Genomic DNA, 25,949 nt, shown 5'->3' on the forward strand with positions numbered 1-25,949 from the left:
AGGATCACTGTGATCGAGGCACGTAGGCCGGCGACGGCCGAGCAGGCCGAGGTGTGGCTCGCCATGCAGCGGGAGCCGGAGTCCGCCCGGTTCACCATCCCGCTCGACCTCGAGTTCACCCCCGGCGCCGACGTCGCGGTCCTGCGGGCCGCGCTCGCCGACGTCGTCGAGCGGCACCCCAACCTGCGCAGTGCCTTCGGCACCGAGGACGGCGAACTCGTGCAGGTGGTGCACGCCCGGCCGCCCGTGCCGTTCGTCGAACACCGGCGACCCGGCCGCTACGACCGCGCCGCGGCGCTGGAGTGGGCCGCGGCGGTCGCGACGCAGCCGTTCGACCTCGCGTCCGAGCCGCTCGTGCGCGGCACGCTGCTGACCGCCGACGACGGCGCGCTGTTCGTGCTGGCCGTGCACCACATCGTGTCCGACGGCTGGTCGCAGGGCATCCTGGTGCGCGACCTCGCCCACGCCTACGCCTCGCGCGCCGCCGGGAACCCGCCGTGGGCCGCGCCGCTGCCGGCCGAGACGTCCACTGTGGACGTCCCGCCGGCCGAGGTCACCGCGTACTGGACGGGCCTGCTGGCCGACCAGCCGCCGTCGCTCGCGCCGATCGCGGACCTGAACCGTCCCGGTTCGGTGCCGGGGGTGGCCGGGTTCCGCGAGAGCGTCCTGTCCGGCGAGGTCCTCGACCGCGTCCGCGCGGTGGCCCGTGAGCGGCTCGCTTCCCCCGCGGTCGTCGTGCTGAGCGCGTGGCTGACCCTGCTGCACGCGTGGAGCGCCACCGCCGACGGCACCACGGGCATGCTGTTCGCCTCGCGCACCCCCGAGAACGAAGACCGGATCGACCTGCTGGCCCGGGTGCTGCCGGTGCGCAGCAAGCTCGACTTCGCCGACTCCTTCGCGACGCTGGTCGACCGCGTCCGCGACCAGATGCTCGACTCGCTGGAGCACTCGGACGTGCCCTCGGCGGACCTGCGCGAGATCCGGCGGGCCGGCGGCGCGGCGCTCATCGACAACAGCGTCTTCATGTACTTCCCGGAGGAGGAGCAGGCCTGGACCGTCGGCGGCACGACGGTCCAGGTCGTCGAACACGAGACGGCCGCTGGGAAGTACGACCTGTCGCTGGCCGCGCTCGAGGGCGAGGCGCACATCCGGCTGCGCGTCGACCACGACACCCTGGTCTACCGGGACAGCACGGCCGAGCTGCTGCTGGCGCAGCTGGTCAAGCTCCTCACCGACGCCGTCGCCGACCCGGCCGCGAGCTGCGGGGCGCTGGTGGCCGCGTGCGACCCGTTCGTGCCGGCGCGGCCGGCCACCGAACGCGAGCCGGTCAACCGCGTCCTGCTGCCCGACATGGTGCGCCGGCACGCGGAGCGGCGCCCGGACGCGGTGGCGGTGCGCTACCACGACGAAGTGCTCACCTACGCCGAACTGGTCGCGCGGGCGGCGTCGGTGGCGAACTGGCTGCGGGCCGAAGGGGCGGGCGCGGAGTCGCTGGTGGCGCTGCTGCTGCCGCCGGGCCCGGCGTCGGTCGTGTTCTGGCTGGGCACGCTGATGGCCGGCGCGGCGTACGTGCCGCTGGACCCGGCCTACCCCGACGCGCAGCTGCAGATGGTGATCGACGACGCCCGCCCCCGGCTGGTGATCGGCGCGCCCGGGTTCGTCGAGCGGGTGCGGTTGCCCAAGTGCCCGATCTACCTCGTCGACGAGGCGCTCGCCGAGGCCGCCCGCCACCCGGCGACGCCGCCCGAGGTCGAGATCGACCCGGCTTCGGTGTTCAACGTCCTCTACACGTCCGGTTCGACCGGCCGGCCCAAGGGCGTCGTGTGGCCGCACTCGGGGTTCATCCGGCTGCTGGACCGGCCGGACTTCGTGCCGCTGCACCACACCGACGTCGTCTCGCAGCTGTCCCCGCTGAACTTCGACGGCGCGACCTACGAGGTCTGGGGCGCGCTCACGCACGGCGCCGAGCTGGTGATCTTCGACAAGGAGCTGACGCTGAGCCCGCCGGAGCTGCGGACGGCGTTCCGCGAACGCGGGATCACGACGCTGATCGTGTCGACGCCGTTGCTGAACCGGCTGATCGAGGACGTGCCCGACCTGTTCCCCGGGCTGCGCCGGGTGTACTTCGGCGGGGAGATCATCTCGGTGCCGCACATGGAGAAGGCGTTGCGCTGGTGCGCGCCCGGCACCCTGCTGCACAGCTACGGGCCGACGGAGAACTCGTTCACCACGACGTGGATGCCGGTCACCGAGATCGAGGAGCACACACGCACGCTGCCGATCGGCTCGGTGGTCCCGGAGACCGACGGCTACGTCGTGTTCGACCACGCCACGATGCGCCAGGCGCCCCGCGGCGTGCCCGGTGAGCTGCTGCTGGGCGGCACCGGCGTCACGCGCGGGTATCTGGGCAACCCCCGCGAGACGGCGCGCCGGTTCATCCCGGACCCGTACTCGGGCGTGCCGGGCGCGCGTCTGTACCGCACGGGTGACCGGGTGCGGTGGCTGCCGGACGGCCGGCTGGAGTTCATCGGCCGCAACGACAACCAGGTGAAGATCCGCAGCCAGCGCGTCGAGCTCGGCGAAGTCGAGTCGGCCCTGGCGGCGCACCCCTCGGTGGAAGCGGCGTTCGTCCGGGTGTGCCTCAACAGCCGCGGCGAGAAGGAGATCGCGGCGTACGTCGTGTTCGGCCCGGGCGGCACGGTGGAAGAGCTGCGCCGGCACGCGCGGGAGGTGCTGCCGGCGTTCGCGGTGCCGCGGTTCCTGGTGCCGCTGGACCGGATGCCGCTGACACCGAACGGCAAGATCGACCGCCGCCGGCTGCCCGAGGTGGACGCGGCCACGCAGCCGGCGCCTGTGGTGCCCGCCGCCCCGGTCATCGCTCCGGTCGCCGCTACGGCGGAGTCCACAGTGGACCTGGTGCGCGCGGCGTGGGCGGAGCTGCTGGAGCACGACACGTTCGCGATGGACGACAACTTCTTCGACGTCGGCGGGCACTCGCTGATCCTGGTCAAGCTGCAGGCCGGACTGCGGTCGCGGTTCACCTCGGCCCCGACGATCGGTGATCTCCTGCGGCACACGACGGTCCGGGCCCAGGTGGCGTTGCTGACGAACGTCGCACCGCGGGAGGCGGCCTCGCCTAGCGCCCCGGTGACGGCTGCTCCCGTCGTCTCGCGGCTGCCGGAAGTCTCCCCGGCGCCGCTTCCGCTCGGTGGCCGTCAGGTCCTGGCGGTGTCGGCGGCGGCCGAGCCGGTGCTCGCCGAAGCGCGTCGCCAACTGGCCGAGCACCTCTCGCGCACTCCGGGGCTCGACCTCGCGGGCGTCGCGGCCACCCTGGACCGCGGCCGCGAACGGTTCCCCCACCGCTTCGCCGTCGTCGCCGACGACGTCGCCGAAGCCGTGGCCGGGCTGCGAGCCGGCGGGGTGGCCGGGGTCGTCGACCGGACCCGGCCGGTCCGCCTGGTCTTCGCCTTCGACCGGACACCCCTCCCCGAGCAGCACGCGCTGCTCGAGGCGTTGACCGCCCGGGGCGCGACCCCGGACGTCGTGACCGGCGACGGCACCGGGCACATCGCCGCCGCGGTCGCCGCCGGGGCGTTGTCCTACGCCGACGGCGCGCGCCTGGCCTCGCCCGACGACGTCACCTTCGCCCCGCCGGCCGTGCCGGTCGCCACCGCGGGCGGCATCCTGCCCGCCGGGCGGCCGATCGACACCCGGCTGTGGGCCAAGCACCTCGCCGCGCCCCCGGACGCGACCGCGTCGCTGCTCGCCGCCACGGGCGGCCGGGCGGCCGTGGTCGTCGACTTCGGCGGGGGGTTCGCCGACGCGATTTCGGCGCGCCCGGAGCTCACGGCGGTGTCCACATCGGACGTCCACACGGCACTGGCCGGGCTGTGGTGTGCCGGGGTGAATGTCGAGCTCGCCGACCGGCGGGCGCGGCGCGTCCGGCTGCCCGGGTACCCCTTCGCCCGCCCGGCCTGAGCCGGCTCAGCCGCCGTGGGTGGTGTCGCTCTGGTAGGTCGTGTAGGTGTACGGGTTGTCCAGGACCTTCGTCTCCGGGATGTCCGGGTTCATCCCCTGCCGCCACGCCTCCTCCCCCAGCTGCGCGCGCAGGAAGCCGACCGTCGACTCCACCTGCCGGCGGACCGCCGGCAGGTCGACGCCCACCAGACGGCCGTCGCGCTTCACGACGCGGCCGTCGACCAGCACCGTGTGGACGTCGCCGCGCTGGGCCTGGAACGCGACGTGGCCGTACGGGTTGAGCAGGGGGAACGACACCGGCGAGTGGTCGTTCTTCAGCAGCACGACGTCGGCCTTCTTGCCGACGGCGAGGCTGCCGATGTCGGAGCGGCCCAGTGCCGCCGCGCCGCCGCGGGTCGCCCACTCCACGACCTGCTCGGCGCGCAGCGCCGCGTGCGTCACCGTTTCGCCCTTGGCGTGCGCCTCCAGGTGCTCGCGTGAGCGGTCCGCGCCGAGGGTCGTGCGCATCGCGGTGAACAGGTCGCCGCTCCACCAGACCGACGTGTCCATCGACAGCGACACGGGGATGCCGTACTGGCGCAGGGCCCAGGTGGACGGGTAGCCCTGGCCCGCGCTCTGCTCGCTTTCGGTCGACACCGACGCCGACCCGCCGGTCGCGGCGATCCGGTGGTAGGAGTCCGCCGACAGTGACGCGCTGTGGACGTAGATCGTCTCCGGGGTCATGAAGCCGTGGTCGTGCATCAGCCGGATGCCGTCGTCGCCGGTCGCGCCCCACACGCCCGCGTGGGTGGTCACCGGCACGCCGAGCTCGCGCGCCACTTCGAACGCCGGCTTCTCGGGGAACTCCGGGTCGCCGGTGACGTCGAAGGCGAGCTGGAAGCCCAGGTCACCGCCCGTGCGGCGGGAGACGAAGTCCCGGAACTCGGGCTTGGCGGTCCAGTTCGCCGGGGCGTCCTGGATGTTGCCGTAGGCCAGGACGAACCGGCCGGGCACGGCTTCGAGCGCGTCGGCCGCGGCGTCGGCGTGCTGGGTGGTCTGCAGGCCGTGGGACCAGTCCACTGTGGTCGTGACGCCCGCTTCGAGCGCTTCCCAGGCGCCGAGGAGGTTGCCCGCGTGGATGTCCTCGGGGCGGAACACCTTGCCCCACTCGAGGTAGTACCAGACGAAGTACTGGGTCAGCGTCCAGTCGGCGCCGTACCCGCGCATGGCCGTCTGCCACAGGTGGCGGTGCGTGTCGATCATCCCGGGCAGGACGATCCCGCCCGCGGCGTCGATTTCCTCGGTGCCGGCCGGCACCTCCAGCCCCGGTCCGATGGCGGCGATCCGGTCCCCGGTGACGAGGATGTCTTCGCCGGGCAGCACCCGGTGGGTGTCGTCGAGGGTCAGCACCGTTCCGCCCCGCAGGACGATCGACTCCGCCATCGCTGCCTCCGTTTGCGTACACTCGTCCGCTGGCCGGACACTCTGTGGGCGCAGTCACCTTTACCCAGTGCCGCGCCGGTGTCAATCCCCGCCGCTACGCTGCGGTGAGGACCGCTGCAGGAGGAGGTCGCGCATGCCACGCGAGGGAACGGGTCCCGACTTCATCGAAGCGCTGGCGCGCGGGCTCGAGGTGATCACGGCGTTCGGGCCGTTGCGGCCGCAGATGTCGCTCGCCGAGGTCGCGACCGCGGCCGGCCTGGCCCGCCCGACCGCCCGCCGGATCCTGCTCACCCTCGAAGAGCTCGGGTACGTCCGCGCCGACGGGCGCGGCTACGCCCTGACCCCGCGCGTGCTCGACCTCGGGGTCGCCTACGTCCGGTCGATGGGGCTGTGGGACGTCGCCCGGCCACACCTGGAGCGCCTGGTCGCGCGCACGAACGAGTCGTGTTCGATCGCCCAGCTCGACGGCTCCGACATCGTCTACGTCGCCCGGGTCGCGGTGCCGAAGATCGTCGCGCTCGCCGTCCAGATCGGGACCCGCTTCCCCGCCCTGCCGACTTCGCTGGGCAAGGTGCAGCTCGCCGCCCTGCCGCCGGACGAGCTGGACGCGGTGCTGGCCCAGCCGACCCGCTCGGGGCTGGTCCCGCGGTGGCAGCCGGACCGGGCCGAGCGGGACGCCGCGCTGCGCGAGGTGCGCGCCCGCGGCTGGGCCCTGACCGACGAGCAGCTGGCGCTGGGCATCCGCTCGGTGGCCGCGCCGCTGCGCGACGGGTCGGGCCGGGTGATCGCCGGGGTCAACGTCAACTGCCACGCTGCCGAGACGCCCGTCGAACGCCTGCTGGAGCACCACCTGCCTTTGCTGCTGCAGACGGCCGGGGAGATCAGCGCCGACTTCGCGCGGCTCGACGACGTCCCGCACGTCACGGTGCCTGCGGTGTCTTGACCGCGGCCCCCCGGCGGAGGCAAACTGCGGACACACGTCCGTTGGACGGACAGGAAGTGAGGGAACCGGGTGGACCACAGCGCAGCCGGCCCGCTGTCCGGGCTGCTGGTCGCGGACTTCTCCCGGGTGCTCGCGGGCCCGTACGCCACGATGCTGCTGGCGGACATGGGCGCCGACGTCGTCAAGGTCGAAGGACCGCAGGGCGACGAGACACGCACGTGGATGCCGCCGGTGCGCGGGGACGTCTCGACCTACTACCTCGGCGTGAACCGCGGGAAGCGGTCGATCGCCCTCGACCTGCGCGACGAGGCCGACGCCGCGGTCGCGCGCGAGCTGGCGGCCCGCGCGGACGTCGTCATCGAGAACTTCAAGCCCGGCGGCCTGGCCAAGTACGGCCTGGACTACGCCAGCGTCCGCGAGGTCAACGCGGGCAGCGTCTACGCCTCCATCAGCGGCTTCGGCTCCGGCGAGGGCAGCCACGTGCCGGGCTACGACCTGATGGTGCAGGCGATCTCGGGCCTGATGAGCCTCACCGGTGATCCGGAGGGCCCGCCGTACCGGGCCGGGATCTCGGTGTTCGACGTGATGGCGGGCAACCACGCGGTGATCGGCATCCTCGCCGCGCTGCGCCACCGCGACGCGACCGGCGAGGGCCAGCACGTCGAAGTGAACCTCCTGTCTTCGGCGCTGACCGGGCTGGTCAACCACAGCTCGGCCTTCGCCGCGGGAGGCGTGGTGCCCTACCGGATGGGCAACGCGCACCCCAGCGTCTTCCCCTACGAGCCGCTGCCGACCGCGGACGCGGACCTGATCGTCGCCGCCGCCAACGACGGCCAGTTCCGCCGGCTCTGCGAAGTCCTGGACCTGCCGGACGTCCCCGGCGACCCGCGCTTCGCCCGCAACGCCGACCGCACGAAGAACCGCGAGGAGCTGCGGCCCCTGCTGATCGAGCGGCTCGCCAAGAAGACGGCGGTGGACTGGTTCGACGCGCTGACGAAGGTCGGTGTCCCGTGTGGACCGATCAACACGATCGACGGCGGCTTCGCGATGGCCGAGCGCTTCGGGCTGGACCCGATCGTCGCCGTCGGCGAGGGCGAGCGCGCGGTCCCGACCACCCGGCACCCGATCCGGTTCTCCGCAACCCCGGCCGCCTACCGGCTGCCGCCGCCGGAGCTCGACGAACACGGCGCCGAGCTGCGCGCGTGGCTGACGGAGGACGGGAATGACTGAGCACGTCTACGAAACCGCGCTGGGATCGTCCACGAAGGACAAGATCACCCTGCTCGGCCAGGACCTCGCAGAAGACGTCATGGGCACGGTCGGCTTCGGCGAGCTCGCCTTCTGGCTGGCGACGCAGCGGCGTCCGTCCAAAGGGGAATCCCGGGTCTTCGAAGCGGTGCTGGCCGCCTTGGCCGACCACGGCTTCACCCCGACCGCCATCGTCACCCGGCTGACCTACCTCTCCGCTCCGGACTCCGTGCAGGGCGCGCTCGCGGCCGGGCTGCTCGGCGGCGGGTCGCGCTTCCTCGGCGTCACCGAGGACTGCGGCCGGTTCCTGCACGACGTCCTCGAGCGCGCCGGAACACCCGCCGACGAAGCCGGCTGGGACGCGCTCGCGCTCGAGACCGTCGAAAAGACCAAGGCGGCGAAGAAGTTCGTCCCCGGGCTGGGGCACCACGTGCACAAGGACGGCGACCCGCGCACGCGGCGGCTGTTCGCCATCGCCGACGAAGAAGGCCTGCGCGGCCCGCACCTGGAGCTGTTCGCCGCCATCGGCCGGGTCCACCCCCGGGTGCTCGGGAAGACGCTGCCGCTCAACGGCGCGGGCGTCTGCGGCGCCGCGCTCGCCGACCTCGGGCTGCCGCTGGAGCTGCTGCGCGGGTTCGCGCTGCTGGCCCGGACCGCCGGGCTGATCGGCCAGCTCGCCGAGGAGCTGCGCCACCCCGTCGCGAACGACATCTTCCTGTCGGTCGACCTGAACAACCGGCCGGTCCCGCCGGACCCGCCCGCATGAGAGGAACGCCGATGCAGCTCGTCACCGAGGACACCATCACCGAGCTCGCCGCGCGGCGCTGGGCGGGCGCGCACGACCCGCGGACGGCGGAGCTGATGACCGCGCTCGTGCGGCACCTGCACGCGTTCGCCCGCGAGGTGCGGCTGACCGAACCCGAGTGGATGGCCGCGATGAAGTGGCTGACCGCGACCGGGCAGATCAGCGACGAGAAGCGCGAGGAGTTCATCCTCGCCTCCGACGTGCTGGGCCTGAGCATGCTGGTCGTGCAGATGAACCACGCCTTCGACGCCAAGGCCACGCCGGCCACCGTGCTGGGCCCGTTCCACATCGACGGCTCGCCGGAGAAGGAGTTCGGCGGCGACATGTCCGACGGTCTCCCGGGCACGCCGCTCTACATCACCGGCACGGTCCGCGGCCTGGACGGCGCGCCGGTGGGCGGCGCGATCCTCGACGTCTGGCAGGCCGACGAGGACGGCGCCTACGAGTCGCAGATCGCGGACATCGACGAGGCGCGCCTGCGCGCGAAGTACGCCACCCGGCCCGACGGGTCCTACTGCCTGCGCACCATCGCCCCGAAGGGCTACTCGATCCCGATGGACGGCCCGGTCGGCGAGCTCATCGGCGCCACCGACATCAGCCACTTCCGGCCCGCGCACGTGCACTTCCTGATCAACGCCGCCGGCTACGAACCGCTGATCACGCACCTGTTCCAGGAGGGCGCGCAGTACCTCGACAGCGACGTCGTCTTCGGCACCAAGCCGGAACTGGTGGTCACCTTCGAAGAGCGTGAGCCCGGGCCCACGCCGGACGGCGGCGAGTCGGCGGAGCCGTGGCTCGAGGCGCGGTACGACTTCGTCCTCCAGCCCGTCTGACGCCCGTGCGCGCGGTGGAGATCCGGGAGCCCGGGCGGCCTCCGGTGGCGACCGAGCGGGAGCGGCCGGAGCCGGGAGCGGACGAGGTCGCGGTGAGTGTCACGGCCGCGCCGATCACCCCGCTCGACCTGCTGTGTGCGTCCGGCACGTCGTACTTCGGGATGCCCGAGCTGCCGTACGTGCCGGGAGTGCAGGGTGTCGGCGTGCTGACGCGCCCGACCCCGACCGAGCCGGCCGGGACGGCGGTCTGGTTCGCCACGACCGCGGGCATGCGCCCCGGGGACGGCAGCATGGCCGAGCACGCCGTGGTCGCGCCCGCCGACCTGGTGGTGCTGCCGACCGGGGCGGACCCCGCGCTCGTCGCGGCGCTGGGGCTGTCGGCGGTGGCGGCGTGGGTGGCGTTGACCGGGAAGGGCGAACTGCGGCCCGGCGAGACCGTGCTGGTGCTCGGCGCCGGTGGCGTGGTCGGCCAGTCGGCAATGCAGCTGGCCCGCGTCGCCGGGGCCGGGTACGTCGTCGCGTGCGCGCGGACCGACGCCGCGCTGGAGCGGGCCCGGCGGCTCGGGGCGGACAGCGTCGTGCGGCTCGAAGAAGACGACGACGTCGACGCGCTGGCGCGGCGGCTCGGTGCCGTCCCGGTGGACCTGGTGCTGGACCCGGTGTGCGGGATCCCGGCCGCCGCGGCCCTGCGGGCGCTGCGACCGGGCGGGCGGCTGGTGAACCTCGGCAGCGCGGCCGGCGACGAGTGCCCGGTGTCTTCGGCCGTGCTGCGCAGCAGGTCGCTGCACATCCACGGCTATACGAACAACGAGCTCGACGCCGGCCACCGCCGCGAAGCGCTGCTGACGGTCGTGGCCCACGCGATGGCCGGGCGGCTCACCGTCGACTACGAGCGCGTCCCGCTGGGCGACGCGGCCGACGCCTGGACCCGTCCCGGCCGGATCGTGCTGGTGCCCTAGCGGCCGTAGCCCTCGGCGGCCAGCACCTTCCCCATCATCTCGTAGGCCGCGGGGTCTTCGGGCGCGACCGTGGCCAGGCCGTCGACGTAGCGGTTGTACATGCAGAACGCCGCCGCGATGAGCACGGTGTCGTGCAGTTCGACGTCGGTCGCCCCTTCGGCGCGGGCCGCCGCGACGAGCTCGTCGGTGACGGCGCGGCCGGTCAGCCGGACGGCCAGCGCGATCCGCAGCAGGGCCTTGATCTTGCCGGACACCGGTGCGTCGTCGACCCCGGCGCAGGCCGCGTCGACGACCGCCCGGCCGCCTTCGAGGGTCTCGGCCGCCGCGGCCGCGTGGCTGCCGTGGCAGAAGCGGCACTCGTTGCCGTTCGACACGACGGCCGCGATCAGCTCGCGTTCGCCGACGGTCAGGGTGCTCGGCCCGCGCAGGAGGGTCTGCGCCAGGTGGTTCAGCGGGGCCGCGGTTTCCGGGCGGTAGGCCATCAGGGACCGGATCCCGGGCAGCTCCGGGTCGAGCGGGATGTGCGGCATCGGCTACTCCTCGCGAGGCGTCAACGATCTCCTCGCGAGTCTTTCCGGTGACGGCGGCCCGGCCAACCTCCGCGTTGCGCAACCGGGCCGCCGCCGAACGGCTCAGCCGACGGTGAAATCGTCGGCGTAGACGGCACTTTGGCCGTACCAGCCGTGGACGTACACCGTCACGGCCCCCGAAGCGCCGGTCGTGAACGGCACGGACAGCTGGGTCCAGCCGCTGCTCGAGGTCCACGTGCTGGCGCTCGCGCCGCCCCGGACGCCGACGTAGGCGTAGCTGCCCTGCACCCACGCCTTGAGCGTGTAGGCGTGGTTCGGGGCGAGCGTGACGTTCTGCGCCGCTTCCCCGGTGGCCGAGGCCGTGGGCACCACCTGCAGCGCGTGGGTCCCGGAGTGGGCCGGGGTGGCGACGACCGCGTCGCCCGGCGCGCTCCACGGGCTCAGCGCGCCGGTCTCGAACCCGCCGTTGACGACGCCGCCGGCGGGCGGGGTGCCGTTCACGGTGAGGGTGAACGTGGTGCTGTGGCTGCCGGAGGTGCCGGTGCCGGTGATCGTCAGCGGGTAGCTGCCGGGGACGGCCGCGGCGGTGGTGCTCACCGACAGCGTCGCGCTGCCGCCGGCGGTCACGGAGCCCGGGCTGACCGACGCGGTGACGCCGGACGGAGCGCCGGTGACCGAGAGCGTCACCTGCTGGGCCGAGCCGGACGTCACGGCGGTGCTCACCGTCGCGCTCGCCGAGCCACCCGGGTCGACCGCGGCCGCGGCGGGGTTCGCGGCGACCGAGAAGTCGTTGCCGGGCACGGTGGTGCCGCCGGTGAAGGGCTCGAAGGCGTGGCTGAAGAACCAGGGGTCCTGGGCGATGCCGGAGCAGTTGTCCGCGGCGGCGCCGCCGGGGCAACTGCCGTTGTCGCGTTGCAGGGCCCAGAACGACAGCTCGTTGATGCCCTTCGAGACGGCCCAGTTGTAGACGGTCGCGGCGTCGGCGGTGGTGAACGTTTCGGCCGGGCCGAAGTCGTCGACGCCGATCATCTCGGTGATCCCGACCATCGACCACAGCTGCGCCTGGGTCTTGCCCGGGTACAGCGCGCCGAGCTGGCCCACCAGGCCGGTCGCCGAGGTCTGGGTGTCGGTGGCCATCTCGTGGGCGGCGTTGTCGTAGTAGTCGAACGTCATCATGTTCACGACGTCGACGCGGGTGCCGTTGGAGACGGCGTTGCGCAGCACGGCGAGCCCGCTGTCGGCGAGGCCGCGCGTGGTCGTGGGCAGGGTGTAGGAGATCTGCAGCGGGCGCCCGGAGGCCGCGGCCCAGTCCTGGACCTTCTTGATGGCCTTGTTGCGGCGGTCGATCCCGGCGGTGTTGGTCAGCGAGTTGTCCTCGATGTCCATGTCCAGGCGCGGGACGTCGTAGGTGGTGATGACCCCTTCGTAGGCGGCGGCGATCGAGTCGACGTTGGTGCAGCTGTCGGCTGTTTCGGTGCCGGTGTTGTCGGCGGTGTAGCCGCCGAAGGACGGGATGACGTCCCCGCCGCGGGAGCGGATGGTGCTGATGTCGGCGCCGAAGGTCGAATCGGCGATCGGCATTCCGGTGTCACCGTTCCAGTAGACGGTGCACGAGCCCTTGGTGGCGGCCTGGATGAACGCCATCGTCAGGTGCTTGGCGCCCGACTGCTGGGCCAGCGTGGCCGGGCTTTCGCCGGTCCACGCTTCGAAGTAGGGCGCGAAGACGTGGGCGGGCAGCGGCGTGGCGGCCTGGGCGGACCCGGCCGTGGCGACCAGTGATCCGGCCGAAAACGCCGCCAGGGCCAGGGAAACGGACAATCGGGAGAAAGGTCTGCGTCGACGCATTCGGGTGCTCCAGTGCCGGCGGGGGCCGTGCCGCGGCGTTGCACGGCGAGAACGGTTTCAGGATTGGATCAGACCAATATCGGCGTCAAGGTCTAGACCACTAAACCGGCCGGATGGCGGCACGCGTTGCTCGCCCCCGATCCGGAATGTCGGACTTGACGCCCCGCCCGGCCGCCCTGCCCGGGCCACGACCACGGCGAGTGATTAACGATCGTGACAAAAACGTTCCAACCGGCCGGGTTCGCCCGGTAGCGTGCGCGTCCATGCGGGTGACATGGGGGACAATGGGACAGCGCAGAGTGACCAAACCGTGGCGTGCGGCCCCCAAAGCCGCCCTCTCCAGCCCGCTCACGCTGATCGTGGCGGCCGTGACCTCGCTGCTCGCCTGCTTCCTCGGGACCGCCGCGGTCCTGCAGGCTTCCGCCGCCGGCGGCGCGGCCGTGACCTACCAGACCGGGATCACCTGCCCCGACAGCTACGGTCCGGTGTTCGGCAAGGGCAACATCCCGGTGCAGGACATCCCGGCGCTCACCGGCGCGGTCCAGCGCCACGCGGCCGCGCACGGGTTCGGCACGCCCGTCGTCGGCCAGTACACGAACGTGCTCGTCGGGACCCAGTTCAACGGCGACCCGCACTACAAGGTCCGGCTCGGCTACCGCGACCAGGCCGGTCTGGACAACCTGACGCTGCGGCGGGGCTCGCGCGCGCCCGGGCTGTGGCTGGGCAACGTCGTCGCCGACGCCGAGCACATCGGCCTCGGCACGAAGCCCGCCATCCGGGGGGTCGCGCTGCCGCCGGTCACCGGGATCTACGGCGACCTGCTGGACCCGCCGCCGCGGTGGTGGTGCTCGCAGCAGTCCGGCGCCGTCGTCGACCGCCTCGCCAACGACCCGATCGACTCGATCGTGTTCGCCACCGACCGCAGGACCTTCGACGACACGGTCCGGGCGCTCGGCCTGCCGACCATGCAGTACTTCCACATCTCGTTCTACGAGCCCGCGCCGGCCACCCTCGCCGCGGCCGAAGACCTGCTGCAGCGCTCGCAGGACCTGGTCGCCGACGTCCGCGCGGACCTGACCGCCCAGGGGCTCGGCCGGCTGGTCGCCGCCGACGTCCCGACGTTCGGCCGCTCGGTGCAGATCGCCCGCCAGGCCCAGGACAACGTGCTGGTGTCGATCCTGCCGCTCGCCCTGATCAGCGTCCTGGTCGGCTGCGCGGGCCTCGGCACGGTCGCCCTGCAGTGGTACCAGCGCCGGCACGCGCAGCTGCGGCTGCTGTCCGCCCGCGGCAGCGGGCCGGGCGCGCTGGGCGGGCTCGCCGTCGCGGAACTGGGCCTGCCGATCCTGCTGGGCGGCGCGCTCGGCGCGGTCACGGCCCGGCTGCTGCTCGGCGTCTACGGCCCACCGGGTGCACCCGATCCCGAGGCGGAGCTGCGCGCGGGGTTCGTCGCGGCCGGCGTGCTGGTGGTGTCGCTGGCGTTGCTCGCGTTCGTCGTCGCCGTCCGGGCGCACCGCGAGTTCGAGCTGGGCCGGGTGCGCCGCAAGGGCAACCGGGTGCGGCTGCTCGGGTACTTCCCGTGGGAGCTCGCGACGGCGGGCATGGCGTGGCTCGGCTGGACCCGCCTGACCCACTACAGCACCGGTTCACGCCTCGGAAATCCATTACCGCAGGTGGACCCGCTGGCCCTGACGTACCCGGTGTTCGTCGTGCTGACCGTGGGCCTGCTGACCGCGCGGCTGGCGTGGCTGGCCCTGCGCGTGTCGCACCGGGCCCGGCTGTGGTCGCGTCCGGCCCTGCAGCTGGCGATCCGGCGGCTGGCCGGCGCGCGGGCCCCGGTGACCGGGGTGCTCGTGATCGGCACCCTCGCCATCGGCACGCTGGCCACCGGGATCGGCATCGCCCGCGGCCAGGAGGACGCGCTGGACACGAAGTCGTCGATCTTCGTCGGCAGCAACGCCCGGCTCGACACCGACAGCCCGATCGGGATGGGCGAGGTCGCGATGCCGGCCTCGCTGGCCGGGGCGAGCACCGTGGTCGGCGAGCTGACCGGCACCGGCAGTGTGGTGCTGGTGGTCGACCCGGCGACGTTCACCCGGGGCGCCGCCGTCGGCAGCGTCCCGGCGGACGACCTCGGCGGCCTGCTGCGGCAGATCTCGCAACCGGACCCGCGCGGCACGCCCGTGATCCGCGTCGGGCACACCGCGAAGCAGTCCGCGCGGATGCCGGACGGGCTGCGGGACGCCGTGGCCGTCGCCGACCTGCCGGTGTTCCCGATGATCGGCACCTCCCCCGGTTATGTCGTGTCCCGCACGGCGCTCGACCACGGGCAGCTGGACCGGATTCCGAAGTGGAGCGTGCTCACGACCGCGCCGCTGGCGGACGCGACCGCCGCGCTGCGCGGCGCCGGCGTGTTCATCCCCAACCGGATCAGCCGCGAAACCGCGCTGGACGGCCTGCCGTTCTTCGTCGTGTCGTGGACGTTCTCGTTCGTGGCGCTGCTCGGCGCGGTGCTCGGGGTCGTGGCGATCCTCGCGCTGCTCGTCGCGGTCGAGGTCCGGCGGCGGCAGAACGCTCTCGCCGGGGCTTTGGTGCTGCGGATGGGCATGCGGCCGCGGACGCTGCTGGCGAGCCACCTGATGGAACTGGGTGCGCTCAGCGGGCTGGCCATCGTCGTGGGCGTGGTGTGCGGGCTGTCGGTGGCGGGGCTGTCGGTGCCGCGGTTCGACCCGGCGACGTTCCTCGCGCCGCGCTCGGAGCTGCCCGACCCGCTGCCGTTCGTGCTGACCGTGCTGCTCGTCGGCGTGCTCGTGGTGGGCCTGGCCGGCTGGATCGCGGTGCGCTCGGTGCGCACCGCCCGGACCGCGGAGCTGATCCGTGCCTGACAAACCGATCTTCTCCCTGCGCGGCATCGGCGTCGACTACCCGACGCCCGCCGGCGTCGTCACCGGCGTCGACGACGTCAGCATCGACGTGCCCGCGCGCGGCATGACCGTGCTCGCCGGGCCGTCCGGCTCCGGGAAGTCGACGCTGCTGCGCGTGCTGGGCCTGTTCGAACCGCCCGCGCGCGGCAGCCTGACGTTCCAGGGCGCCGACATCCGCAAGCTCAAGCACCGCGAGCGGCGGGCGCTGCGGCGGCACCACCTGGGGCTGGTGTTCCAGAACCCGGCCGACAACCTGCTGGGCTACCTCAGCGTCGCCGAGAACCTGCGTGCCGCCGCCGAGGCCGCCGGGACCGAGTGCACCCCCGACGACATCCTCGGCCGGCTCGGCCTGCACGGCACCGGCGGCTGGAAGATCTCCGCGCTCTCGGGCGGTCAGCAGCAGCGGCTGGCGTTCGGGTGCGTGCTCGCCGCGCGCTCGACGGTCATCCTCGCCGACGAGCCGACGTCCCAGCTGGACGAGGGGTCGGCCGATCTGGTGCTGGACACCCTGCAGTACCTGGTGGACCAGGACTTCGCGGTGCTGGTCGCTTCGCACGACGACCGCCTAATCGACCTCGGCGCGCGCGTGGCCCGGCTGCACAAGGGCACGCTCCAAGGCGTCGAAGAACGGGAGCCGCTGCCATGACGATCGTGGAGGCCGTCGGCCTGCGCCGCAGCTTCGCCCACCCCAGCGGCGACATCGAGGTGCTGCGCGGGCTGGAGCTGCGGGTCGGCGCCGGAGAGCTCGTGACGGTGTCGGGCCGCTCCGGGTCGGGCAAGAGCGCGCTGCTGGCCCTGTTGTGCGGGTTCGACTCCCCCGACTCCGGGTGCGTGCTGCTCGACGGCGTCCCGATCAGCGGCGCGCCGCCGTGGCACACCTGTGCCGTGCTGCCGCAGGCGCTCGGGCTGGCCAACGAGCTGACGATCGCCGAGAACGTCGCCCTGCCACTGCGGCTGCGTTCGGACGTCCCGCGCCCGTCCCACGCCGCCATCCAGGAGCGCGTCACCGGGCTGCTGGACGAGCTCGGCATCGGCGGGCTCGGCGACCGCTACCCGCTGGAGGTGTCGTTCGGGCAGCAGCAGCGGGTGGCGCTGGCCCGCGCGGTCGCCGGCCGGCCGCGGGTGCTGCTCACCGACGAACCGACCGCGCACCTGGACGCGGGCAGCACGCCGCGGGTGCTGCGGCTGCTGCGCCGGTGTGCGGAAGAGGGCGCGGCGGTGATCGTCGCGACCCACGACGACGAGGTGCACCGCATCGCCGACCGCCGCGTCCGGCTGCTCGACGGGGTGCTCACCGCGCTGCTGGACTAACCGATCAGGAATCGAGAAGCGCTGGTCAACGGGCCGCGAATAGCGTGATTCCCGTACCGCACCACCGACTTCAGGAGCACCGCGATGAGCACCCAGGGGATCAAGACCGTCCTGCACCCCGTCACCGACCTGGCCGCGGCCAAGGCCGTCTACACCGCCCTGCTGGGCATCGAGCCCCAGGCCGACTCGCCCTACTACGTCGGTTACGACGCCGGCGGCCAGCACATCGGCTTGGTGCCGAACAGCGGCATGACCGCCCCGGTCGCCTACTGGGAGGTCGCCGACATCCACGCCAAGCTCGCCGAGGTCACGGCGTCGGGCGCGAAGCTGAACGAGGACCCGAAGGACGTCGGCAACGGTCGCCTGGTGGCGACCTTCACCGATGCCGACGGCAACGTCCTGGGCCTGCTGCAGGACCCCGCCTAAGCCAGGGCCGTCGACCGGCTGACGTCCTCCCAGGCGGCCAGGTCGGCCGCGAGCGCCCGGTGCTGGGCGCGGATCGCTTCCACGGCGTCCGCGCCCAGCGCGAGGTGCAGGGGCGCGTCGTCGCGGTCCACCGCGCGCACGATGGCCGCGGCCGCCTTGGCCGGGTCGCCGGGCTGGGTGCCGTCCATGGTCTCGACCGCGTCCCGCGTGCCCGCCGTCGACACGGCGTAGGCGTCGATCGTGCGGGAGCGGTGCATGCGGCCGCCGCCGAACTCGGTGCGGAACGCGCCGGGCTCGACGATCAGCACCTGCACCCCGAACGGCTTCACCTCTTCGGCGAGGGCTTCGGACAGGCCTTCCAGCGCGTACTTCGCGGAGCTGTAGGCGCCGAACCCGGGCATCGACAGCTGCCCGCCCATCGAGCTGATCTGCACGACCGTGCCGCGGCCCTGGGCCCGCAGGTGCGGCAGGACGGCCTTGGTGACCGCGACCGCGCCGAAGAACATCACCTCCATCAGGTCGCGCAGCTCGTCCATGGTGAGCTCTTCGACCGCGCCGACCGACCCGTTGCCGGCGTTGTTGACCACGACGTCGATCCGGCCGAACTCCTCGAGCGCGGTCTTCACCGCGGCGTCGACCTGGCCGGGGTCGGTGACGTCCAAGGCCGCGGTCCGGACCCGGTCGCCGCCGCGGTCGTGCAGCGCGGCCAGGGTTTCCGGCCGGCGCGCGGTAGCCACGACCCGGTCGCCCGCGGCGAGCGCGGCCAGCGCGATCTCCCGGCCGAAGCCGGCGGAGCAGCCGGTGATCAGCCAGACGCGGCCGTCGGTGTTCGTCATGTTCGTGTTCCTCCCAGTGGGTTTTCCTGCTTCCATCCTGGGGAAGATCGCGGCGCGGTCGCCAACACCGATGTCCTGCCGGGGCTACAGTCTGAGCCTGTGACCCCTGAGCTGCGGCAGCTTCGCTACTTCGTCGCCGTCGCGGACGCGACCAGCTTCACGCGCGCCGCGGCCGGGCTGCACATCGCGCAGCAGTCGCTTTCACAGCAGATCACGGTCCTGGAACGCACCCTCGGCGCGCGGTTGTTCGACCGCGACGCGCGTGGCACCCGCCTCACCGCGGTCGGGCGGCTGTTCCTGCCGGAGGCCCGCGCGGTGCTGGCCCGCGCCGACGACGCCGTCGCGACGCTCGGGCGGGCGGTGCGCGGGGAGATCGGCAGCGTGCGGCTCGCGTTCCTCGCCACGACGGCGAACTACCTGCTGCCACCGATGGTCCGCGCCGTCCGCGAGCGGTTCCCCGACCTCACGGTGACGACGGCGGAGGCGTCGATCGCCGAGCTCGTCGACGGCCTGCGCGAGCGCCGGTTCGACCTGGCCTTCACCCGGCCGCCGCTGGTCCCCGGCCTGGCGTCGCGGACGCTGCTGACCGAGGAGGTCTGCGCCGTCGTCCCCGCGGACCACCCGCTCGCCGGGCGCGCGTCGCTGACCCTCGCGGACCTCGCGGACGAGCCGTGGGTGCTCACCCCGCGCGGCAGCTGGGAACCGTGGCACCGCAGCTACGACGACGACTTCGCCGCCGCCGGCTTCGCGCCGCGGGTCGTGCAGCGGGCCGCGACCGTGCAGGGCCTGCTGGGGCTGGTCGCGGCCGGGGTCGGCGTCACCCGGCTGACCCGCTCGTCGCACAGCCTCCGCCGCTCCGGGGTGGCGTTCGTGCCACTCGAGGACGACGTCGCCCGGACCGAGCTGGTGTGGTTGCCGGGCAACGACAACCCGGCGCTGGGCGCGATCACGGACGTCGCGGTGGAACTGGCCGCGACCACCGATCTGACCGAGGCAGGCTGATCGTCCCGTTGACACCGAAAGTTGATTGACAAGAGCATTTGGTTGACAAATGTGTCCACCCCTTTCTTGTTGACAACCAACCGGCAAGATCAATAGGCTGTTCAATGTTGACGAGCAATTTCTGCCATTCGAGTAAACGGGTTTCAGCAACGGTTCAAGCGAAGGAGCCGCGGGATGAACTCGCCCATTGTCCGCCCACCATCCATGGACGACGGCGGGTCGGCGCTGTTCAGCTGGGTCGACGAGATGCGCGAGAACCACCCCGTCGCCGTCGACGAGAACGGTACGTGGCACGTATTCCGGCACGCCGACGTCCGCCGTATTTTCACCGATTACCAGACCTTCTCCTCCGATCCGGGATTGCTGCTGCCGGACACGGCCGAAGCCGTTCGCGGCAATATGGCCGCGGTCGACCCGCCGGTGCACCACCGGCTGCGGAAACTGGTCAGCAAGGCGTTCACGCCGAAAGTCGTCGCCGATCTGGAACCGCGGATCGGCGCCGCCGCGGACGCGTTGATCACCGCGATGGCCGAACGGGACGACCCCGACCTCATCCGGGACCTCGCCTACGCGCTCCCGATCGTGGTCATCGGGGACCTGATCGGCATCCCCGTGGAGGACCGGACGCTCTACCGCGGCTGGGCCGACGCGCTGCTGGCCGGCGGTGGCCCCCAGGAGGACGGCACCTCGCTGACCGAGGTGATGGAGGCCTACCTGGGCGACCTGCTCTCGCAACGCCGGCGCCACCCGGAAGACGACCTGTTCAGCGCGCTCGCGCACGCCGAAGTCGACGGCGAGCGGCTCGCCGACCACGAGGTGCTCAACTTCGCCTCCCTGCTGCTGGCCGCCGGGCACATCACCACCACGATGATGCTCGGCAACACCGTGCTGTCGCTGCACGAGTTCCCCGAGGCGGCGGCCGCGGTCCGCCGCGACCGGGGGCTGCTGCCCGGCCTGCTCGAAGAGGTCCTGCGCCACCGGCCGCCGATCATGCGGCTGCTGCGGATCAGCACCACCGACGTCGAGCTCGGCGGTGTCACCGTTCCGGCCCGCTCGATGGTCACCCCGTGGCTGCTCGGCGCGAACCGCGACCCGCGCCACTACGCCCGGCCCACCGAGTTCGACCCGCGCCCGCGCAAGGACGCGAACCTCGCCTTCGGTGGCGGCGTCCACTTCTGCCTCGGCGCGCCGCTGGCCCGGCTCGAGGGCCGGGTCGTGTTCGAGCTGCTGCTGGACCGGTTCGCCGAGATCCGCGTGCGCGACGGCGTCCAGGTCGGCTACCCGTCCCCGATGATCTTCGGCGTCCGCGAGCTGCCCGTCGAACTCGTCCCCCGCCAGGCCGTGGCCCGCTCGGCGTGATCCGTAGAATCGACGGCGATGCGACGTCTTCGGTGGTACTGGGGAGCACTGGTCCTCGCGTGCGTGGCCCTGCTGGTGGGCTTCTTCGTCTTCTTCGGTTCGGAAAGCAGGCCCGGGCAGCCGCAGCCGCGCCAGGGCCCGCCGGGCACCGGCCCGCTGACCGTCGTCGCGATGGGTGACAGCACGGTCTCCGGGGAGGGTGCCGGGCAGTACACGCCCACCACCAACGGGCAGGGCGGCAACTGGTGTCACCGCTCCCCCAACGCGTTCGTGGAGAAGGTCGTCGTGCCGGGCATCACCGCGCACGTCAACCTCGCCTGCTCCGGTGCGCCCGCCGAGCAGGTCGCGCTCGGTGACGTCAAGCAGTGGACGGAACCGTCGCAGGCGCAGCAGCTGGCCGCGGTGGTGAAGGACCACCGGGTGGCCGTGGTGGTGATCGCGGTCGGCGCGAACGACGAGCCGAAGTTCTCGAACCAGGTGACCGAGTGCTTCAAGGCGTGGTTCGACCCGGGTGGCCCGCCGTGCAGCGAAGCGCTGAAGCAGACCTGGCAGTCCAAAGTGGACGCGATGGTCCCGAAGGTGGCGACCGCGGTCTCCGACGTCAAGAAGGTGCTGGCCCAGGCGGGCTACGTGCCGGCGGACTACCAGCTGGTCCTGCAGTCCTACGCCGCCCCGATCGGCCCCGACCTGCCCGAGGACCTGCGCAGTCTCAACGGCTGCCCGTTCCGCGTCGAAGACCTGCGCTGGATCTCCCAGACCGGGATCGGCATCCTCTCGACCGGACTCAAGGCGGCCGCGCAGCAGACCGGCGCCCGGTTCCTCGATCTGGCGAAGGCGGGCGTCAAGCACGAGGCGTGCAGCGGCGGCGCGAACCCGGCGACGGAGTGGTTCACCCGGCTGACGCTGCAGCTGGCCGACCTCGGCCAAGCCGACCGGGCGGGCCACGCGCTGCAGGAGTCGTTCCACCCCAACGCCGCCGGCCACACCGCGATCGCCAACTGCCTCACCGAGTTCATCGCGGCACGCGAAGGCAACGCGACGTGCCTGGCGGGCGCCGACGGCAAGCTCCACTCGGCCCCGGAGGTCGTGGCCCGCTGACGCGCGGACGTCGTCAGAGGTCGAGGGCCGCGCGCAGGGCGATGTCGATGCGTTCCTGGACGTCCTGGTCGATCTCGGCGATGCGCTCGTCGAACCACGGCCGGTAGAGCCGGGTCAGGTTGAGTGTCGACACCCAGTAGCGGGCGTCGATCGCCACGCCGAGGATGTCCATCGGGTCGCGCTCGAGCAGTTCCGTGCCGAGCAGCCACGGCCGCTCGGACTCGTTCACCCCGTCCGAGGACAGCAGCACCACCGTGCGCTGGCGGGCCGGATCGGTCGGGGGGTGGTACGTCCAGACTTCACCCCTGCGCACGCAGATCCTTTTCCGCCGCGCTGCGCTCGGCCTCGTCCGACTCCGCGACGGCCGGTTCCGGCTTCTGCGGGGTGTAGCCCGTGCGAACCGCCTCGCGCCTGGCCGCCTTCGACAGCCAGGACGAGACCGAGATCCCGTGTGCTTTCGCGGCACGTTCGGCGAACTCCAGGGCGCCGCTGTCCAGCGAAAGGGTGACCTTACGTGTTGCCATACCTTTTACCGTACCAGCGACCCGGCCGCCGGGCGGGCGGCCGGGTCAGAACGTGGGCGAACGTCCCTCGAACGGCGTAGAGAGCACCACCGTCGTCCGGGTCGACACCTTCGCGGCCTCCCGGATCCGGCGCAGCAGGTCCTCCAGCGCCAGCGGCGACTGGACGCGCACCAGCAGGATGTAGGACTCGTCCCCGGCCACCGAGTAACAGGACTCGATCTCCTTGATGTGCTGGATCCGCTGCGGGTAGTCGTCCGGCGCCGCCGGGTCGTTCGGCGTCAGCGAGATCAGCGCCGTCAGCGGCAGCCCGATCTGCTCGCCGTCGAGCCGCGCGGTGTACCCGAGGATGACCCCCCGCTGCTCGAGGCGGCGCACCCGCTGGTGCACCGCCGACACCGACAACCCGACACGCTCGGCCAGGTCGGTGAAGCTGCGCCGCCCGTCGGCCGCGAGCTCCTGGACGATCGACTGGTCCAGCGGCTCCAGGCCGCCGGGTGTCATGCGTCCAGCACGACGAGCTCGTGCGGCTGGTTGTTGACGGACTCGACGCCGTCCTCGGTGACGATCACGATGTCCTCGATCCGGGCGCCCCAGCGGTCCGGCTGGTAGATGCCCGGCTCGACGCTGAAGGCCATGCCCGGCTCCAGCGGCAGCGCGTTCCCGGCGATGATGTAGGGCTCCTCGTGCACGTCCAGGCCGATGCCGTGGCCGGTCCGGTGGATGAAGTACTCGCCGAACCCGGCCTCGGCGATGACGTCGCGCGCGGCGGCGTCCACCGACTCGGCTGTGACACCCGGCTTCACCGCCGCCACCGCGGCGGCCTGGGCCCGCTGCAGCACCGCGTACGTCTCGGCGACGTCGGCGTCGCGCGGCGCGCCGACCGCGTAGGTGCGGGTGGAGTCGGAGTTGTAGCCCGCCGGCAGCGGGCCGCCGATGTCGACGACCACGACGTCACCCTTCTCGATGACGCGGTCGGACACGTCGTGGTGCGGGCTCGCACCGTTCGGACCGGACCCGACGATCACGAAGTCGGCCTGCACGTGCCCCTCCTCGACGATCGCCGCGGCGATGTCGGCCCCGACCTCCGCCTCGGTCCGGCCGGGCCGCAACCACTCGTGCACGCGGGCGTGCACGCGGTCGATCGCCGCACCGGCGTCCCGCAGCGACGCGATCTCCGCGGCGTCCTTGCGCATCCGCAGCTCCCGCACGACCGGGCCGGCCAGCGTCTGCTCGGCGTCCCCGAGCGCCGCCCGCAGGGCCAGCACGTGCAGGGCCGGGGTGAAGTCGCTGACCGCGACCCGCCCCGGCTTGCCCAGCCGGTCCGCCACCAGCTTGTACGCGTCGTCGCCGTCCACCCAGGTCAGCAGCTCGACACCCAGCTCGTCGGTCGGCACGTCGGCGTAACCGGGCGCCTCCAGCTTCGGCACGACGAGCGCGGGCGCGCCCTCGGCCGGGACGACGAGGGTCGTGAGCCGCTCGAACGAGCCGCCGGCCTGCCCGATCAGGTAGCGCAGGTCCGAGCCGGGCGCGATCAGCAGGGCGTCGGTGTCCGCGGCGGCCGCGGCGGAGCGGGCCCGGTCGAGGCGGGCACGGAGGGCGGCGGCGTCGGGGGCGGGCGTGTGGAGGGATCGGCGCGACATGAGGGCGAGCCTAGCCGGGCGTCCCGGGTGATCCACTCGCCCGGGCCCGCGACATGCCGCACTTTGGCGAATAGGCGCCGGGCCGGGTGCGTGGCAGGCTGTGCGGGTGACCGGACCACTTGCCCTGCTCGACTCCGCGAGCCTGTACTTCCGTTCGTTCTTCGCCCTGCCCGACTCGATGCGCGCCGCCGACGGGACGCAGGTCAACGCCGTGAAGGGGTTCGCCGACACCATCGCGCGGATCCTCACCGACCGCAAGCCGTCCCGGCTGGTGTGCTGCCTCGACGCCGACTGGCGGCCGAAGTTCCGCACCGACCTGCTGCCCAGCTACAAGGCGCACCGCGTGGCCGAAGAGACCGGCGGCGACAGCCCCGACGTCGAAGAGGTCCCCGACACCCTCACCCCGCAGGTCCCGATCATCCTCGACCTCCTGGAGGCCTTCGGGTTCGCCACCGCCGAAGCCGCCGGCTACGAAGCCGACGACGTCATCGGCGCGCTCGCGACGCAGGAGAAGAAGATCCCCGTCGAGGTCATCACCGGCGACCGGGACCTGTTCCAGCTGGTGCGCGCCGAACCGTCCCCCGCGTCGGTGATCTACGTCGGCAAGGGCTGGGCCAAGGCCGAGGTGCTCGGCCCGGCCGAGATCGCCGAGCGCTACGGCCTCCCCCGCGAAACCGCCGGCCCCGCCTACGCGGACATGTCCATGATGCGCGGCGACCCCTCCGACGGGCTGCCCGGCGTCGCCGGCATCGGCGAGAAGACCGCCGCGAAGCTCATCACGCAGTTCGGCTCGCTCGACGCCCTGCTCGAGGCCTCCGCCGCCGGCGACGCCCGCGTCCCGCTGAAGACGCGGCTGCGGCTCGCCGAGGCCGCCGACTACCTCGCCGTCGCCCCGACCGTCGTCCGGGTCGCCGTCGACGCGCCGGTCGAGCAGTCCCGCCCCGACACCGTGCCCGCGACACCCGCCGACCCCGAACGGGTCGCCGAACTGGCCGAGCGGTGGAACCTCGGCCAATCGGTCGAGCGGCTGCTCAAGGCCCTGCCCGGCGCCTAGAACAACGTCCCGTTCCACGGCGCCACGACCGTCGTGAACAGCTCGTCGGCACGGGACACCGCGGCCGGGTCGCGCACCTCGACCCGGCCCGCCGCCACCAGCGCCGACACGCTCCACTGCCCGAGGTAGAGCATCCCGAGGGTGTCGACGTCCAGGGCCAGGTCCGCGGCGGCGTCCGTACGCCGGGCGCCGTCCGGGCCGACCTCGTAGTGCCCCGCGTTCGTCGGCAGCACCCGGTCGGCCACCGCGAGCACCACGGACCCGGCACCGCCGTACGTGCGGGCCGCCAGCGCAGCCGCGACGTCGACCGGCCGCAGCCACAGATCGTCCTCGACGTCGGTCGTGCGCGCGTGCCGGTGATCCGTCAGCATCACCGCCAGCGGCTCGTCCACCGGACGCCAGCGGGCCCGCACCCCCGACACCAGGTCCACCGACAGCAGGAACCCCCACAACCCGGCCGCCGCGACCGGACCGGCCGCCTGCAGGTCCCGCACCCGCAGCACGGCCCCCGCATCGGGCGACTCCAGCGTGCGGCGGTCGACCGTGCCGTACACGACGAACCCGTCGTCCCCATCGGGTCCACTGTGGACCGCGACGACGTGGTCCCCGTCCGGGCCCACGTGCCGGTCGTGCGTGGTCGGCCACCACAACCCCGGCCGCCCGATCATCCCGGGCCGGTGCAGCCCGATCCGTTCGTACAGCGCCGGAATCTCCTTCACCGCCGCCTCCGGCGTCAGCATCCGGACGTCCCCGCCCGCCGGCACCCGCTCGTGCAGCCGCGCGGCCGGCCGCTCCACCCACACCGTCTTGCCCAGCGTGGCCGAGCCGTAGCCGAACCGGCCGTAGATCGTCGGCTCACTGGCGTGCAACGCCGCCAGCGGGATCCCGCGCGCCGCGAAGTCCGCCAGCTGCGCGGCCATCATCGCCGTCAGCACCCCGCGCCGCGTCCGGTCCGCGCGCACACCGACCCCGTCGACGGCCGCCAGCGGCACCACCCCGCCGCCGGGCACGGCGATCTCCGTCTCCATCGAGCTCGCCACCCCGATCGGCGTCGCCCCGTCGAACGCACCGACCTTGTGCGCCGCCGGCCACGAGTCCCCGAACCGGGACCAGGCCTCGTCGCCGACCCGGTTGCTGTGCAAGGAGCGGCCCAGCACGTCGAACGTGGCACGGCGCTCGTCTTCGGTCACGGGACGGATGTCGAAGTCGGTCATG

The 25,949-nt window shown here is 73.0% G+C and carries 23 protein-coding genes; 14 read left to right on the forward strand and 9 right to left on the reverse strand.

Annotated features, from left to right (window positions below):
• Positions 1-9: 9 nt before the first annotated feature.
• Positions 10-3,978 (forward strand): non-ribosomal peptide synthetase, encoded by a 3,969-nt coding sequence (locus ACYVLJ_RS18750; protein WP_460439564.1) that lies wholly within the window; start codon positions 10-12, stop codon positions 3,976-3,978.
• A gap of 6 nt (positions 3,979-3,984) precedes the next feature.
• Here the strand turns inward: ACYVLJ_RS18750 and ACYVLJ_RS18755 are convergent, their stop codons facing one another.
• On the reverse strand, positions 3,985-5,400 hold the full coding sequence (locus ACYVLJ_RS18755) for an amidohydrolase family protein (protein WP_460439565.1): 1,416 nt from the start codon (positions 5,398-5,400) through the stop codon (positions 3,985-3,987).
• 133 nt (positions 5,401-5,533) lie between these two features.
• Between ACYVLJ_RS18755 and ACYVLJ_RS18760 the strand changes: the two genes are divergently transcribed.
• From ACYVLJ_RS18760 to ACYVLJ_RS18780, 5 genes are all read left to right on the forward strand, one after another.
• Positions 5,534-6,343: an IclR family transcriptional regulator domain-containing protein gene (locus ACYVLJ_RS18760; RefSeq protein ID WP_460439566.1), complete on the forward strand. Its 810-nt coding sequence runs from the start codon at positions 5,534-5,536 to the stop codon at positions 6,341-6,343.
• A gap of 69 nt (positions 6,344-6,412) precedes the next feature.
• Positions 6,413-7,573, forward strand: a complete 1,161-nt coding sequence (locus ACYVLJ_RS18765; protein ID WP_451972666.1) for a CaiB/BaiF CoA transferase family protein — start codon at positions 6,413-6,415, stop codon at positions 7,571-7,573.
• The gene (locus ACYVLJ_RS18770) at positions 7,566-8,357 is read left to right on the forward strand and encodes a citrate synthase family protein (RefSeq protein WP_460439567.1); all 792 of its coding nucleotides are present in this window, start codon (positions 7,566-7,568) and stop codon (positions 8,355-8,357) included. The genes ACYVLJ_RS18765 and ACYVLJ_RS18770 overlap by 8 nt, the downstream gene beginning before the upstream one ends.
• An 11-nt stretch (positions 8,358-8,368) precedes the next feature.
• Positions 8,369-9,229 (forward strand): peptidase associated/transthyretin-like domain-containing protein, encoded by an 861-nt coding sequence (locus ACYVLJ_RS18775; RefSeq protein WP_460439568.1) that lies wholly within the window; start codon positions 8,369-8,371, stop codon positions 9,227-9,229.
• Between the two features lie 44 nt (positions 9,230-9,273).
• The gene (locus ACYVLJ_RS18780) at positions 9,274-10,188 is read left to right on the forward strand and encodes a quinone oxidoreductase family protein (RefSeq protein ID WP_460439569.1); all 915 of its coding nucleotides are present in this window, start codon (positions 9,274-9,276) and stop codon (positions 10,186-10,188) included.
• On the opposite strand, the gene ACYVLJ_RS18785 is transcribed toward ACYVLJ_RS18780, so the two are convergent.
• Both ACYVLJ_RS18785 and ACYVLJ_RS18790 read right to left on the reverse strand, forming a co-directional pair.
• Positions 10,185-10,718, reverse strand: a complete 534-nt coding sequence (locus ACYVLJ_RS18785) for a carboxymuconolactone decarboxylase family protein (RefSeq protein WP_451972658.1) — start codon at positions 10,716-10,718, stop codon at positions 10,185-10,187. The two genes, ACYVLJ_RS18780 and ACYVLJ_RS18785, sit on opposite strands and share 4 nt — an antisense overlap.
• A 102-nt stretch (positions 10,719-10,820) precedes the next feature.
• A complete protein-coding gene (locus tag ACYVLJ_RS18790) occupies positions 10,821-12,536 on the reverse strand; it encodes a glycosyl hydrolase family 18 protein (RefSeq protein ID WP_460439570.1) in 1,716 nt (571 codons plus the stop codon).
• 326 nt (positions 12,537-12,862) lie between these two features.
• On the opposite strand from ACYVLJ_RS18790, the gene ACYVLJ_RS18795 reads away from it, so the two are divergent.
• From ACYVLJ_RS18795 to ACYVLJ_RS18810, 4 genes are all read left to right on the forward strand, one after another.
• Positions 12,863-15,445, forward strand: a complete 2,583-nt coding sequence (locus ACYVLJ_RS18795; RefSeq protein ID WP_460439571.1) for an FtsX-like permease family protein — start codon at positions 12,863-12,865, stop codon at positions 15,443-15,445.
• Positions 15,438-16,130: an ABC transporter ATP-binding protein gene (locus tag ACYVLJ_RS18800; protein WP_460439572.1), complete on the forward strand. Its 693-nt coding sequence runs from the start codon at positions 15,438-15,440 to the stop codon at positions 16,128-16,130. The genes ACYVLJ_RS18795 and ACYVLJ_RS18800 overlap by 8 nt, the downstream gene beginning before the upstream one ends.
• Positions 16,127-16,795: an ABC transporter ATP-binding protein gene (locus ACYVLJ_RS18805; protein ID WP_451972650.1), complete on the forward strand. Its 669-nt coding sequence runs from the start codon at positions 16,127-16,129 to the stop codon at positions 16,793-16,795. Before ACYVLJ_RS18800 ends, ACYVLJ_RS18805 begins: the two co-directional genes overlap by 4 nt.
• Positions 16,796-16,879: 84 nt before the next feature.
• Positions 16,880-17,221: a VOC family protein gene (locus ACYVLJ_RS18810; RefSeq protein WP_460439573.1), complete on the forward strand. Its 342-nt coding sequence runs from the start codon at positions 16,880-16,882 to the stop codon at positions 17,219-17,221.
• Here the strand turns inward: ACYVLJ_RS18810 and ACYVLJ_RS18815 are convergent.
• Positions 17,218-18,057 carry an oxidoreductase gene (locus ACYVLJ_RS18815; RefSeq protein ID WP_451972646.1) on the reverse strand — a complete coding sequence of 280 codons (840 nt, stop codon included), beginning with the start codon at positions 18,055-18,057 and terminating at the stop codon, positions 17,218-17,220. The two genes, ACYVLJ_RS18810 and ACYVLJ_RS18815, sit on opposite strands and share 4 nt — an antisense overlap.
• 99 nt (positions 18,058-18,156) lie before the next feature.
• Here ACYVLJ_RS18815 and ACYVLJ_RS18820 point away from each other — a divergent pair, with 99 nt between their 5' ends.
• From ACYVLJ_RS18820 to ACYVLJ_RS18830, 3 genes are all read left to right on the forward strand, one after another.
• Positions 18,157-19,059 (forward strand): LysR family transcriptional regulator, encoded by a 903-nt coding sequence (locus ACYVLJ_RS18820; protein ID WP_460439574.1) that lies wholly within the window; start codon positions 18,157-18,159, stop codon positions 19,057-19,059.
• Between the two features lie 174 nt (positions 19,060-19,233).
• Entirely contained in the window at positions 19,234-20,418 is a 1,185-nt protein-coding gene (locus ACYVLJ_RS18825) for a cytochrome P450 family protein (protein WP_460439575.1), read from the forward strand.
• Between the two features lie 18 nt (positions 20,419-20,436).
• Positions 20,437-21,516: an SGNH/GDSL hydrolase family protein gene (locus ACYVLJ_RS18830; RefSeq protein ID WP_460439576.1), complete on the forward strand. Its 1,080-nt coding sequence runs from the start codon at positions 20,437-20,439 to the stop codon at positions 21,514-21,516.
• 13 nt (positions 21,517-21,529) lie between these two features.
• Here ACYVLJ_RS18830 and ACYVLJ_RS18835 read toward each other — a convergent pair whose 3' ends face one another.
• From ACYVLJ_RS18835 to ACYVLJ_RS18850, 4 genes are read right to left on the reverse strand one after another with little or no spacing between them, the layout of a single operon-like run.
• Positions 21,530-21,829: a hypothetical protein gene (locus ACYVLJ_RS18835; protein WP_451972639.1), complete on the reverse strand. Its 300-nt coding sequence runs from the start codon at positions 21,827-21,829 to the stop codon at positions 21,530-21,532.
• Positions 21,816-22,040, reverse strand: a complete 225-nt coding sequence (locus ACYVLJ_RS18840; protein ID WP_206788328.1) for a hypothetical protein — start codon at positions 22,038-22,040, stop codon at positions 21,816-21,818. Before ACYVLJ_RS18840 ends, ACYVLJ_RS18835 begins: the two co-directional genes overlap by 14 nt.
• 45 nt (positions 22,041-22,085) lie before the next feature.
• Positions 22,086-22,541 carry an Lrp/AsnC family transcriptional regulator gene (locus ACYVLJ_RS18845; protein ID WP_003092399.1) on the reverse strand — a complete coding sequence of 152 codons (456 nt, stop codon included), beginning with the start codon at positions 22,539-22,541 and terminating at the stop codon, positions 22,086-22,088.
• On the reverse strand, positions 22,538-23,680 hold the full coding sequence (locus ACYVLJ_RS18850; protein WP_451972637.1) for a M24 family metallopeptidase: 1,143 nt from the start codon (positions 23,678-23,680) through the stop codon (positions 22,538-22,540). The genes ACYVLJ_RS18845 and ACYVLJ_RS18850 overlap by 4 nt, the downstream gene beginning before the upstream one ends.
• A 106-nt stretch (positions 23,681-23,786) precedes the next feature.
• Between ACYVLJ_RS18850 and ACYVLJ_RS18855 the strand changes: the two genes are divergently transcribed.
• Positions 23,787-24,734 carry a 5'-3' exonuclease gene (locus tag ACYVLJ_RS18855; RefSeq protein ID WP_460439577.1) on the forward strand — a complete coding sequence of 316 codons (948 nt, stop codon included), beginning with the start codon at positions 23,787-23,789 and terminating at the stop codon, positions 24,732-24,734.
• On the opposite strand, the gene ACYVLJ_RS18860 is transcribed toward ACYVLJ_RS18855, so the two are convergent.
• Positions 24,731-25,948, reverse strand: a complete 1,218-nt coding sequence (locus ACYVLJ_RS18860; protein ID WP_460439578.1) for a putative GNAT family N-acetyltransferase — start codon at positions 25,946-25,948, stop codon at positions 24,731-24,733. The genes ACYVLJ_RS18855 and ACYVLJ_RS18860 overlap by 4 nt on opposite strands.
• Between the last annotated feature and the right edge of the window lies 1 nt (position 25,949).

The organism is Amycolatopsis stemonae, from assembly GCF_054781455.1.